The organism is Rubrivivax soli (genome assembly GCF_049810355.1).
Classification (GTDB): Bacteria; Pseudomonadota; Gammaproteobacteria; order Burkholderiales; family Burkholderiaceae_C; genus Rubrivivax.
Map to the genome: position 1 here is coordinate 2,002,097 of NZ_CP187368.1, position 12,753 is coordinate 2,014,849.

The window sequence follows — 12,753 nt, forward strand, 5'->3', positions numbered from 1 at the left end:
GTTCAGTTCGGCGCGGCCACCGACAGCGTGATCTCCACGCGGCGGTTGCGGGCGCGGCCTTCGGCGCTGCCGTTGTCGGCCACCGGTTCGGTGTCGGCGCGGCCTTCGGCGCTCAGCCGCTCGGGCTTGACGGTGGCCGCCAGCAGGCCGCGCACGCTGGCGGCGCGGTCCTTCGACAGGTGCCAGTTCGACGGGTAGCGCAGCGAGCGGATCGGCTGGTTGTCGCTGTGGCCGCTGACGAGCACGTGGCCCGGCACCTGGTTCAGCGCCGCGGCGATGCGCTCGAACAGCGGCAGCGCCTTGGTCGCCACGTCGGCACTGCCGGGGGCGAACAGCGTGTCGCCGCGCAGCGTGACCATGCTGCGGTCGGCCAGGTCCTGCACCTGCACGACACCAGCGTCGATGTCGCTCTTCAGCAGTTGCGCCAGGCGCGGCGGCGGCGGGGGCGGCGGCACGGCCGGCGGCGGTGCGGGCGGCGGCACCGCGACCTTCGCGCCCAGCGCCTGCAGCGCGTTGAAGGTGGTGTCGGTCTGCGCGTTCAGCGAAAAGCGCAGCACCACGAAAACCAGCATCAGCAGCAGCGCCGCGCCCGCGGCCACCACCCACATCGGCACGCCGTCGCGCAGCCGGGGCGGCGCTGCGGCCACGCCCTGCCACTGCGTGGACAAGGCCTTCTCGGGGGCGCCCTGCTGCTGGCGCAGCATCTGCGCCAGCCTCTCGCGCACGCTGTCGAGCTGCGCACGGCCGTTGTCGAGCACCTTGTAGCGGCCCTCGAAGCCCAGCGACAGCGCCACCCACACCAGCTCGAGCAGGTTGCGGTGCTGCTCGGGCTGCTGCGCCAGCCGCGTCAGCAGCTGGAACACCTTCTCGCCACCCCAGCCCTCGTTGTGGAACTGCACCAGCAGGCTCTGCGACGACCAGGCGCCGCTGCTGCCCCAGGGCGTGCTGCTGGCGGACTCGTCGAGCAGCGTGCACAGCACGTAGCGGGCGGCAACGATCTGCTCGTTCGGCAGGTTCTGCGCGCGTGCCGCCGCCTCGAAGCGCTTCACCGACTCGGCCAGCGACGCACGCAGCGCCGCCGGGTTCGGGTGGCGCACCATCGCACGCAGCCGCGGCGCGGCCGTCAGCAGCGGCGCCGCGGCCTGCACCAGCGGGTTCAGGCTGGCGTAGGCCGGCAGTTCGCTGACCGCTTCGCTCGGCGGCGCGGGCGCCCAGCCGGTGGCCGGCGCTGCAGCGGCGGGGGCCGCCGGTGCGGCCGCCGCCCGCGGCCCGCGGCCGGCGCTGGGCTTGATGACGGTGCGGTCAGACTCGAAGGCGGCAAACGGGTCCTTGGGATCCTGCTCACTCATGGTGTAGTGCCCGGTGCTGCGGCGTCGTCAACCGCGGATGGCCCAGAACTCCAGCGCCAGGCCGGGGAAGTCGCCGGCGATGTGCATCGCCAGGCCGCCCGAGGTCTCGAGCTGCTTCCACAGCTCGTTGCCGCGCGTTTCCAGTTCGAAGTAGGTGAAGCCGGCGTGGTACGGGATCTGCCGTGGCGCCACCGGCAGCGCGCGCAGCGTCACGCCGGGCAGCTGCAGGTTGACGAGGTCGCGGATGCGCTCGGCCGGGCCGATCTTCACCTGTGTCGGAAAACGCGCCCGCAGCGCGTCGCCCGGCATGTGTGCATTCACCGCCAGCACGAAGTTGGCGGTGCGCTGCAGTTCGACGTCGGCGATGATGGCCACGCGCACGCCGTGCTTGCGGTCCTGCAGGTCGATCGGCAGCGCGGTCTGCTCCAGCACCATGCTCAGCGACTGGCGCAGGTCGGCCATCACCGCGCGGAAGCAGGTGGCGAGGTCGTCGTGCCGGTACTCCGGGTAGGCCACCGGGCGCCGCGGATCGCGGAACGTGGCCAGCTCGCCGGCCAGGCCCAGGCACAGGTCGTAGAGCCGTTCGGGGTGCAGCACCGGCAGGCGCTGGAGGTGCGCGAACTGCGGCTGGAAGCGGTTGACCACCTGCAGCAGCAGGAAGTCCTGGATCTCGCCCATGCCGGCACGCCCGGGCTGCACCAGCCGACCCGCAAGCGCCTCGCCGCGCTGGAACAGCATGCCGTGCACCTCGCGCAGGTAGCCGTCGAGCACCACGTGGCCGGGCGCGTGCAGCATCGGCGGCACGTAGTTCGGGTCCAGCGTCACGCGGCCGTCGGCGCGGCGCTCGACGATGCGCGCCACGCCGATCGTCGTGTAGCCCTCGTTGGCGTCGCGCGCGAGCAGCAGGCGCAGGTTCAGGCGGCCGATCTGCAGCGGCGCCTCTCGCAGGCTGGCGGCGTGGCTGTCGGCAACGTCGATGTCGCTGGCACGGAAGCGCGGCGGCATGGCGCCGTCGGCGGTCTCGATGTCGCTCTCGGGCACGCCCGGGCGCGCCAGCGGCACCGCCAGCACGACGACCTGGTCGCGCACGTCGGCAGGCACCTCGAAGGCCAGCGGCGCGGGGTCGTCGCCCGGCACCGAGAAGGCGACGCCGTCGGGCAGCACACCACGCGCGCCGCTGATGGCCACGCGGCCCTGCAGCAGCGCGGGTTCGTCCACCTGCAGGGACACCAGGCCCCAGGGCCAGGGGCCGGCGGCACTGAGGCGGCCTTCGAGCTGGCGCGCGACGTATCTGTCCTGCTGCTGGAAATGCTGCGGTTGGAGGAACATGCCCTCCGTCCACAGGACCTTGTTGTGCCAAGTCATCAGTGCGGCTCGATTCCTGGTTCTCGGTGTTCCACGGCGGGCCCGGCGGAGGGCCGAAGGCCGACGCGCGGGCCCCGCGGCCCGGCAAGGACAGCGGCGAACGATACACGGGCGCGCTGCGCGCGTCACGCCGCAACGCCGCGGCGCGTGTGCGCTCGCGCGTGAAGGAGTGCCGCGACATCCGGCCAGGGGATGACCCCAGCGGAGACGGGGCGGTATCATCGTTTTCCATCGCCGTGGGACCGGGCCGACGGTCCGTCTGCGCGCCGTGTCCCGGTGGTGCGCCCGCCGCGGCCGCCAGGCCCGCAGCGCACGGCAGCGATGGATGCAACCGTTGAAGGGGTGGTCACATGAATGAAGCTCGTCACATCGTTGGAGTCGCCGCCTTGCTGGCCATGCTGGCCACCGGGGCAGCCCAGGCCCAGTCCGATGCCGTCGACATGGGCCAGACCGTGCCCGACGCCAAGGCCGTCGCCGAGGGCCTGTTTCCCGAAGACGCCTGCGAGCAGCTGAAGGCGGCTGGCTTCAAGTGCATGGGCTTCAAGCCCGCGGTGCGCTATTCGCTGCCGGCCACGGCCTTCCGGCTGGGCTCGGCCGAACTGCCCGACACGCTGAAGAAGCAGCTCGAGGTCTTCGCCGAGGTGCTCAAGACCCGCCGCGGCACCGGCAAGACCGTGCGCATCGAAGGTCACGCCGACGCCTCCGGCACCGCAGAAGCCAACGTGGTGCTCTCGCAGCGCCGTGCCGAGGCCGTGAAGGACTACCTCGTATCGCTGGGGGCCGACCCGTCGATGCTGGCCCCGGTGGGCGTGGGCGCCAACGCGCTGAAGAACCAGCGCGACCCGTTCGCGCCGGAGAACCGCCGCGTCGAGATCGGGCGCGCCACGCCGCCGTCCTGAAGCACGGCAGGCCGCCACCACGAAGAAGGCCCGCTGCGCGCGGGCCTTCGTCATTCTGCGGCGCCGCCGCACAGGCGGTGCGTCAGGGCACCATCTCGGTGGTCTGACCCGGGTTGCTGATGGTGATGACGCCGGCCCAGTTGCACATGAGCTGCGAGCTGTTGTTCAGTGCCGGCATGTTGGACACCAGCACCGTTGGAGCGCCCGGCGTCCACGGCGCGGCGATCACCGGCAGGCAGGGCATCGGCGTCAGCACCCCCAGCGCCGCAGCGGTGGCGGCCGCCACCTGCGGGTTCGCCATGCTCGTGCACACGCCGAACGGCGGGATGTTGGCGATCGGCTTGTTGTCCATGATGTTGCCGGCATCCATGTTGCCGGTCTTGACCATCTTGGGTGTCGCGACGAAGGTCGACGGCGCGGCGCCGAACGAACACATCATCATCGCGCCGGTGCAGACGTGCAGCGCCATCGCGGGGCTCCTTCTCAGGCGGCGCTGGCCCAGACGGCCAGCGCAGTGAAGTTGTCGTGGCTGGTCTTGTGCGCGGCGGCAGACATCACTTCTGCCGACAAGGCATCGAGCCAGGCGCGCGGCGTGTCGGCCGCGGTGAGCAGGCGCTCCAGCGTGCTGTCGTCGATGTACTCCCACAGCCCGTCGGTGCACAGCAGGAACACGTCGCCCGCGGCCACCGGCCCGGCGCCGTCGCCGCTGCTCACCTCGAGGATGCTGCCGTCGATGCCGAGCGCCGAACGCAGCTCGCTGCGCTTGGGGTGGCTGCGCACGTCCTGCTCGGCCAGCATGCCGGCGTCGACCAGCGACTGCACCAGGCTGTGGTCGCGCGTGCGGTCGAAGACCCGTCCGCCCCGGAACCAGTACATGCGCGAATCGCCGGCGTGGGCCCAATGCGCGCGCTGCGCCATGAAGTCCACCACCAGGCAAACCACGGTACTGTGCATGTCCTGCCGCGCCGTGCCCGGCACGCGCTGCTCGATCAGCGCCTCGTTCGTCTCGCGCAGCAGCGCGCCGAGCGTGGAACCATCGCGCGAGGGCGCGTTCGAGAAGCGCTGGATCAGCTCCTGCACCGCCAGCCGCGAGGCGATGTCGCCGCCACCGTGGCCGCCGGCGCCGTCGGCGAGCACGCAGCACAGCTGGTCGTCCGAGTGCCAGTGCCCGCAGGCGTCTTCGTTGTACTTGCGACCGCCCTTGTCCGACAGCAGCGCCACTTCGAGTGCCAGCATCGTGTCACCTGGGTCCGGGTTCGTCGTGCAGTCGGTCCAGCTGCGCCTCGTAGGCCTTCAGGAAGGCCTTGCCGAAGAGCTCGTCGAAGTCGTCCTGGGCCTCGGCCGAGATCTGGCTGAACAGCTCCTGGAACAGCTCCCACAGCCGCGCCTTGCGCGTGGCGGGGATGAGGCTGGAGATCGCCGACTTGCGCGTGAGCTTGGCTTCGAGCTGCGCCGGGTCGAAACGCTGCAGCACGCCTTCGAACGCGGCCTTCATGCCGGCCATCACGCCGAGCTGGTGCGCGCGCAGGTCGTCGAAGGCGTCCTTCACCGCAGGAGCGGCCGGCATGAAGCCCGGCGACGGCGGGCCCAGCAGGTGCTGCAGCGCGACTTCGACCGAGGGCGAGAACTTCAGCGGGTTGTTCTCGCGCGCCACGATCATCGTCATCTCGGCCCGCATCTCGCGCTTGAGCGCGGCGCGCGCCACGAGCAGCTCGACGGTGCCGCGCATCGACTCGCGCAGCACCTGGCCGATCAGCAGCATCATGGCCGGCGTCAGGCGCTCGATGCGCACGCCGGGCGCGGCCAGCCCCTGCATCAGCGCGGCGAGCAGCTCTTCGTTGGCCGCGCCGTCGATGGCGTTCGTCAGCACCGGCGGCGGTGCGCTGGCACGCGGTGCCTGGGGCGGCGGCGCGGGCGGCGGCGCGGGCGGCCGCGCGGCGTCGTCGCGGCGCGCGTTCGGCAGCGTCACGAACTTGCCGTCGCGTGGCGGGGTGTCCCAGGAAAACACTGCGCCCGACGGCGGGGCCGGGGCGGGCGACGCCGGCGGCGCCGCGGCGGGCACGGCCCGCTGCAGCGGCATCGGCGTGTTCAGTTCGGAGCCGAAGTCGCCCAGGCTCGGCGCACTCACGGCCGCAGGCCGCGACAGCGCCTGCAGCGGGTCGGCGTGGCCGGCCGTGTTCGGCTGCATCAGCAGGGCCTGCTGCGGCGCGGCACCCAGCGGGTCGCCGCTGCTGGGCGTGCCGGCCAGGCCGAAGAGGTCGTCGAGCGTGTCGCCGCCGGTCGGGTTCAGCGGCAGGTCGATCAGCAGGTCGTCGGACAGGGCGGCGGCTGGCGACGGTGCACGCGGCGGCGCAGCCGGCGGGCTCGGCGCGTCGGGCGCGAACGGGTCCCAGTCGTCGGGGATCTGGCCCGGCGCCAGCGCCGCCGGCGCCGGCCACGCTGCCTGCGCGGGCGGCGGTGGTGGCGGCTGCCAGGTCTGCGTGACCGAGCGCATCGGCGCCGGAGCCGGCGGTGGCACCGCCAGGCCGACGGGCGCGTCGCCGAAGAGATCGGCAAACGGGTCGTCGGAGGCCCCGGCCGAGGCGCTTTCGCTGGCCTGCAGCATGTAGCCGCCGATCTGCACCTGGTCGCCCGGCATCAGCGGGTGCTCGCGCCCGCTGCCCAGCGTCATGCCGTTCACGCTGATCGGGTTGCTGCCGTTGTCGACGATGGTGTAGCCGCTGGTGCGGAACACCACGCGGGCATGCACGCGCGAGATCGTGCGCTCGGGGTCGGGCAGCACCAGCTGGTTGTTGTCGGCGCGGCCGATGGTGCCGCCGAGTTCGTCGAAACTGGCCGACGGCCCGTCGGCGGGCGCGCCGTTGTAGCTGAGCACGGTCAGCGCGATCATGCAGAGGCTCCGCAACGAGACAGCTTCGCAGCATAGCCGCCCGCGCCCGCATCGCACCCCCTTGCAGCGGGGGCGGCCACGTCAGCGCAACACATAGAAGCGCCCTTCGATGGCGGCCAGCCGCAGCGGCCAGGCGATGCTGCCGCCGCCGGCCGTGGCGCTCTGCAGCAGCGGGCCGCCGTCGGGCCGCAGGCATTCCAGCAGGCGGCCGCCGGCCACCGGCCGCAGCACCATCTTGCCCGCCGCGGGCAGCGCCGGCTGCAGCGGCTCGGCCGCGTGCAGCAGCTGGATGTGCACGCGCAGGCGGCCGACGTCGTCGGCCAGGTTGCGCTGGTAGGCCTGCGCCAGGTCTTCCAGCCGCAGCCGCGAAGCCTGGATCAGCGGCTCGGGGTTGCCGCGGCGCAGGCCGACGGCGATGTCCAGCAGATAGCGTGCGACGTCGGCCTTCAGCGTCGGCGACTCGGGCACCACGGGCGCGTCGATCCAGCGCCAGCGCGGGAAGTTGATCGGCAGCTCGAGGCTGCGCTGCTGGCGCACCGGTGCCTCGAACACCTCGTCGGCGGGCGGTGCCCAGTCCAGCTGCGCCAGCGTGCGCGCGCTGCCCGGGTGCGCGACGCCGCCAGTGCGCGGCAGCAGCAGCCGCAACGATGCCCAGGACTGGCCGTCGGACAGCATCGGCTCGGGCGTGTCCGGCGCGCCGGGTGCCGCCGGATGCACGACGAGCTCGATGCTGTTGCCGCCGGCGAAGGCGAACTCGTGCACGGGCACCGTGGCCACGGACGCGGTGGCGCTGGCGCGGACCAGCGGCACACCGTTGAACAGCGCCTCGGCCGCGCAGCCGGCGACTTCCAGGCGCAGCACCAGCAGGCGTTCCATCAGCCCAGGCTCCAGTCGATCAGGGTGCGCGCCGGCAGCAGCGGTTGCTGCACCTGCGCCAGTCCCAGCAGCGGGTCGGCCACGCACAGGCGGGCGGTGACGGCTTCCAGGCGCAGCAGCACGTACCACTCCCAGCCGCTGCTGCCGTGCGTGCCCGGCCGCAGCCCGGCTTCGCCGACGAGCGCGCCGGTGACCGGCGCCGTGGCCTGCAACAGCGCAGCACTGTCGTCGGCCAGCGGCTCCAGGGCCAGCGTGAAGGGCCAGTGCCAGCGCGCGACCGCCGGCAGCAGCACCGCCGTCAGCGTGGGCACGGCAGTCTCACGCTGCAGCGTCTGCCGCAGTGGCGCCTGGCCGGCCAGGCGCAGCACCAGCCGCGTGCGCGTGCTGCCCAGGGCCAGTTCGCCAGCCAGTTCCAGCTCGGCCCGCGCGGCGTCCATCTCCAGCGCCGCCACCACCCGCATCAGCGGCTTGCCGTCCAGACCCTGCGGCCCGTGGCGCCAACCCCAGGTGGCGCTGGCGCGGCCGGTGAGCAGGCCGAACGTGGCGTCGCAGCGCGGCGCGGTCAGGCCCGGCACCTGTTCCCAGTCGGCCGCGAGCTGCTGCAGCGCGGTGGCCAGGGCCGCGTCGAGACCGTCCTCGAACGCGACCTTCAGCGCCGCGCCGTCCTGCGCCCGGCCATCGCGTTCGACGCGGCAGCGCGTGGCCCCCCGCGCCCAGGCGCGCGGGCCGGGCAGCAGCGCCTGCTGGGCCGGCATCGCGCGTTGCAGTTCCAGCCACCACTGCGCCGCCGGCCAGGCCGAGACCACGGTCTTCTGCAGGCCCAGCGGGTCGCCTTCGTCGCGCAGGCCGCAGGTCTCGACGACCAGCTTGTGCAACTCGGGCGCCGTCTCTTCGCCGATGCTGCTGCCGGGGCCCGCCGTGGGCAGGGGCTGCTCGCGCGTGGCCACCGGCCAGCTGACCGCGCGGGTCTCGTGCCCGACCCAGCGCCACAGGCCGTGCGGCCCGCTGAAGTCGAGCGCGGGATGCAGGTCGCCGTCGCACGCGGCATGGCCGCGCACACGCAGCTGCAGGCGGGCCTGCGGCCCGTGGTCGCGCTGCTGCGACAGCACCGCCACCAGCGGCGGGCAGGCCCGCGCGGCGTCGATGCGCAGCGGCGCGGGCATCGGCACTGGCACCCGCTGCCAGTCGCCGCCCTGCAACCGGTACTCGTGGTGCCAGCCGTCGTCGAGCACACGCAGGTCGGCGGCCTCCAGGTCGCAGGCCTTGCGCGGCAGCGGCTCGGGCTCGCGCGCGCGCAGCAGCGGCGACATCGCGCCCTGCCGGCCCAGCGGCCCGAAGGTGTCCTGCACGCGGGCATCGGCATCGACCAGCGTCTGCGGCTCGATGCGGGCACCGGGCAGGCGCTGCAGTTCCAGCAGCGAGCGCTGCACCAGCTGGTGCACGGTGACCCACTCGCGCGCCGGCGGCGCCGCCAGCAGGCCCTGCGCCCATTCGAAGCCGGGCTTGTCGTGGAACGCGGGGCCCCAGACGAACCACAGGTTGACGAAGCGCGCCACGGCTGCGGCATGCGTCAGGCCGCGCTGCACGGCCTGCTGCACCGCGAGGTCGACGAAGGCGCCGTAGCGATCGCCCAACCGCTCGGGCATGGCCGGCCACTGCCCGGCCAGATGGTCGCCCAGGCGCTGCATGAAGCTGCTCCAGGCGGCGTCCTCGAGCGCCTTCTCGTCGACCGGCTGCATCGGCATCGGGGGGACCCTAGCGGTGCGTCAACGGGTCTTCGGGCAGGTCGGGATCGGTCGGCTCCTGCGGCGCCGTGGGTGCCACCGGGCTGGCGCCGCTGCCCGAGCCCGCCGCGCCGCCGGAGTTGATCATCACCATCGCGCCCTTGATCGACACGCCGGAGGCGCCGATGGTGATGAACGACCCGCCGGCCTTCAGCGTGATCTCGGCGCCGGCGTCGATGACGATGTTGGTGCCGCCCTTGATGTGCACGTTCTGCGCCGCCTCGGCGCCGATGTTGGCGCCGATCTTGAGGTGCAGGTCGCCGGTGGTCTTCATCGACACCGTGGCGCCGGACTCGATGGCCACGTCCTTGGCGGTCTTCAGGCTCCAGCCGTCGGCGGTCTCGTGGCTCATGTGGTCGGTGACCTTGACGCTGAAACTGGCGTCGAAGAGCTGCTTGACGTCCTTCTTGACGTGCAGGTGGTGCTCGCCCTCGATCAGTTCCTTGCGGTCCTTCTTGACGGTGCGGTGCTCGTCGCCGACGCCGTCGCCGATGCCGATCTGCGAGAGCAGGTTGTTCTCGACGAACTCCAGCCGGTCCTTCTGCGCGTGCAGCAGCACGTATTCCTCGCCGGCCTTGTCCTCGAAGCGCAACTCGTTGAAGTCGGCGGCCTCGCCCAGCTTGCTGCGGCTCTTCACCGTGCTGACGGTGGCGTTGGCCGGCAGCTCGTAGGGCACCTTCTGCTCGGCGTTGTAGACGCTGCCGGTGACCAGCGGCTGGTCGGGGTCGCCCTCGAGAAAGGACACCACCACTTCCTGGCCGATGCGCGGCAACGCGATCATGCCCCAGCCGTTGCCGGCGAACGGCGCGGCCACGCGCAGCCAGCACGAGCTCTCGGCGTTCTTCTCGCCCACGCGGTCCCAGTGGAACTGCACCTTGATGCGGCCGTACTCGTCGGTCTCGATGTCGCCGGGGTCGCCGCCGCCGACCACCAGCGCCGTCTGCGGGCCGGCAACGCTGGGCTTGCGCGTGATGCGCGCCGGCCGGAACGGATCGGCCGCCGACTTGGCGGTGAATCGGCACAGGAACAACGTGTCGCCTTCGCTGGAGCCGGCCTCGTAGCCGGCCTGCTGCATGTCGATCTGCGTCCCGATGAGCACGTAGTCGGCGTTCTGGTCGGCACGCGGATGGTTGCCCAGCGTGAACAGCGCCCCCGTGGCCAGCCCCGGCACGTTGGCCTGGCCGACGAAGCGGCCGAAGCGCGCGCTGTGCTCGTCGAGCCGGATCTGCGCCCGCGTGTCGCCATCGGCCTTCACGGCATACAGGCCCGGGTAGTCGTAGACCTCGTAGCCGTTCTCGGCGTGGGCGCGCGTGCCGGCCACGGTGTTGGACTTCAGGCTGGTGCTGGGCGTCTCGAAGTTGTAGTCCGACAGCGTGAACTTGCCGGTCTGGATCTCGTGGCGCATCTGCCACTGGCTGATGGCCTGCACGTTGGCCGCCTGGCCCACGCGCTCGTCCTCCTCCAGGTAGTCCACCGTGGCGAAGCCTTCCGCCGCCACGTGGGTGCTGGCGGCATCGGCCAGCACCAGCTCGTGCTTGTCCTCGGCGTGGCGCCAGTAGTAGAAGACGCCCTCTTCCTCCATCAGCCGGCTGACGAAGTTGAAGTCGGTCTCGCGGTACTGCACGCAGTACGTGCGCGTGCCGTAGCTGCCCGAGGTCTCGTCGACGAAGGCGCTGGTGTACTTGCCGAAGATCTCCTTGACGATGTCCAGCGCCGTCATCTCCTGGAAGATGCGGATGTCGGCGCTGCGCGTCATCAGCCAGGCCCAGGGCCGCAGCGTCAGGCGGTAGCGGAAGTACCGGCCTTCGACGCCGTCGATGCCGAACGACGCCACGACGCCGTGGAACCAGCGCTTCGTGTCGTCGGCGACCTCGAGCGAGACGGCGGCGCTGGTGCCCAGCAGGTCGTCGGCGGCGACGGACTCGCTGTCGGACAACGCCACGACCTCGTACTCGAACAGGCGCGAGATCTCCTCGCGGCCCGACATCGACTTGAACTTCAGGCCGACGTCGGGGCTGGTGACCAGCTCCATCTGCAGGGGCGTCGCTTCAGGCATGCGTCCTCGGTTTCTCTTGTTGGCGCCGCGGCGCTCAGCCTGCGCGCCGCGCGCTCACCAGCCAGCCCTGCACCGGTGCGCCGGCTTCCATGCGCAACACCACGGACTGCAGCTCCAGCGGCTGCATGCCGGCGCCGCGCAGCGCGGCCTCGACATAGCTGCGACGATGACTATACCGACCGTGCTGCTGCAGCCGGTAGGCGGGCTCGCCGTCGGCGTCGGCGTGGGCCTCGACCGTGAAGACCAGCAGGCCCGGCCCACGCAATGCGGCGTGCGCAGCCGCAGCGAAGTCCTCGAGTGCGCCGAAGTAGCACAGGGTGTCGGCCGACACGACCAGGTCCCAGGCGGCAGGCCGCATCCGCAGGAACGCGACCAGCTCCCCGTGCAGCAGTTCGTCGTACACGGCGCGCGCCACGGCCTTGCGCAGCATGCCTTCGGACAGGTCCACGCCGCTCAGCTGCGCGGCCCAGGGCTGCAGCAGCGGGCCGCACAAGCCGGTGCCGCAGCCGGCGTCCAGCACGGCCAGGTGGCGCCCGGGCGCGCCTGCGTGCCGGGCCACGGCCTCGGCCACGTGCTGCGGTGCGCGGTACGACAGGTCGCTGAGCTTGGCGTCGAAGCTGCCGGCGAAGGAATCGAAGACGCGGCTGACGTAGGCATCGGAGGCGCGCTCGGGCACCTGCTCGCCCACGATGGCCTGCAGGTGGTGCAGGGCCACCGGGTCCCCGGGTTCCTGCGCCAGCCACTGGCGGTAGACGTCGGCCGCGGCCTCCGGCATGCCGAGCGTGGAATAGGCCGCGCCCAGCATGCGCCGCAGCACCGTGCTGCGCGGCGCGGTGACCAGGCCGTCGACGCACTGGCGCACCGCGTCGAGCGGGCGGCCCGCGCGCAGCAGGTGGTTGGCCAGGTTCTGGCGTGCATCCGTGAAGTCGGGCGCCAGCTCCAGCACGCGCTGCAGCAGCCGCTCGGCGCCTGCCACGTCGCCGCGCCGGCCCAGCAGCACGCCCAGGTTGTTCAGCGCGTCCAGGCGCGCCGGGTCGCGCTCGATGGCACGCACGTAGCTCGCCTCGGCCTCGGCGGCCCGGCCGCGCTCGATCTGCACGTTGCCCATGTTGTTGTGGAACATCGCTTCGTCGGGGCGCACCGCGATGGCCTGGCCGATCAGCTCGGCCGCACGCTCGAGGCGCCCCTGCTGCGCTTCCAGCACGCCCAGCAGGTGCAGGGCATCGGGGTGCCGCGGGTCGGCTGCCAGCAGCTGCAGGTACAGGCCGCGGGCGGTGTCGAGCCGGCCCGTGCCGTGCGCCTGCATCGCCTGCTGCAGCGCGTGCTGGGCGGCGTCGGCGGGCGGGGCGACGGGGGTGTCGGAGGCAGTCTCGGAGTCGGCGTGCAGGGGCATGGGGCGGCAGGGTTCCGGTCCCGGACTCTGAAGCAAACTCCCCGGGGCGGCAAGCCACACCGCCCCCTAGAGCCGGTGGCAAGACCTGTGGTCGGCAGGGCCGCCGTGCGCTACCGTTCCGGCCTCGATCCACAGCCATTG

10 protein-coding genes are annotated in these 12,753 nt (G+C 72.5%); 1 reads left to right on the top strand and 9 read right to left on the bottom strand.

Going from position 1 to position 12,753, the window contains the following annotated elements:
• Nucleotides 1-2: 2 nt before the first annotated feature.
• A complete protein-coding gene (locus ACPOLB_RS09180) occupies nt 3-1,349 on the bottom strand; it encodes a DotU family type VI secretion system protein (RefSeq protein ID WP_425261032.1) in 1,347 nt (448 codons plus the stop codon).
• A 27-nt stretch (nt 1,350-1,376) separates the two neighbouring features.
• Nucleotides 1,377-2,714, bottom strand: coding sequence for a type VI secretion system baseplate subunit TssK (tssK, locus tag ACPOLB_RS09185; RefSeq protein WP_425261033.1), 1,338 nt, complete (start codon nt 2,712-2,714; stop codon nt 1,377-1,379).
• Nucleotides 2,715-3,064: 350 nt separating this feature from the next.
• Here tssK and ACPOLB_RS09190 point away from each other — a divergent pair, with 350 nt between their 5' ends.
• Complete coding sequence (locus ACPOLB_RS09190; protein ID WP_425261034.1) at nt 3,065-3,613, top strand: OmpA family protein; 549 nt, start codon at nt 3,065-3,067, stop codon at nt 3,611-3,613.
• An 82-nt stretch (nt 3,614-3,695) separates the two neighbouring features.
• Here ACPOLB_RS09190 and ACPOLB_RS09195 read toward each other — a convergent pair whose 3' ends face one another.
• The 7 genes from ACPOLB_RS09195 to ACPOLB_RS09225 form a co-directional block, all read right to left on the bottom strand.
• Nucleotides 3,696-4,082, bottom strand: coding sequence for a DUF4280 domain-containing protein (locus ACPOLB_RS09195; protein ID WP_425261036.1), 387 nt, complete (start codon nt 4,080-4,082; stop codon nt 3,696-3,698).
• A 14-nt stretch (nt 4,083-4,096) separates the two neighbouring features.
• On the bottom strand, nt 4,097-4,849 hold the full coding sequence (locus ACPOLB_RS09200) for a PP2C family protein-serine/threonine phosphatase (RefSeq protein ID WP_425261037.1): 753 nt from the start codon (nt 4,847-4,849) through the stop codon (nt 4,097-4,099).
• Nucleotides 4,850-4,853: 4 nt separating this feature from the next.
• Nucleotides 4,854-6,503: a type VI secretion system-associated FHA domain protein TagH gene (tagH, locus tag ACPOLB_RS09205; protein WP_425261038.1), complete on the bottom strand. Its 1,650-nt coding sequence runs from the start codon at nt 6,501-6,503 to the stop codon at nt 4,854-4,856.
• An 81-nt stretch (nt 6,504-6,584) separates the two neighbouring features.
• The gene (locus tag ACPOLB_RS09210; protein ID WP_425261039.1) at nt 6,585-7,379 is read right to left on the bottom strand and encodes a hypothetical protein; all 795 of its coding nucleotides are present in this window, start codon (nt 7,377-7,379) and stop codon (nt 6,585-6,587) included.
• Nucleotides 7,379-9,124 carry a hypothetical protein gene (locus tag ACPOLB_RS09215; protein ID WP_425261040.1) on the bottom strand — a complete coding sequence of 582 codons (1,746 nt, stop codon included), beginning with the start codon at nt 9,122-9,124 and terminating at the stop codon, nt 7,379-7,381. Before ACPOLB_RS09215 ends, ACPOLB_RS09210 begins: the two co-directional genes overlap by 1 nt.
• 10 nt (nt 9,125-9,134) lie before the next feature.
• Entirely contained in the window at nt 9,135-11,219 is a 2,085-nt protein-coding gene (locus tag ACPOLB_RS09220) for a type VI secretion system Vgr family protein (RefSeq protein WP_425261041.1), read from the bottom strand.
• A gap of 34 nt (nt 11,220-11,253) precedes the next feature.
• Nucleotides 11,254-12,612, bottom strand: coding sequence for a tetratricopeptide repeat protein (locus ACPOLB_RS09225; RefSeq protein ID WP_425261042.1), 1,359 nt, complete (start codon nt 12,610-12,612; stop codon nt 11,254-11,256).
• Between the last annotated feature and the right edge of the window lie 141 nt (nt 12,613-12,753).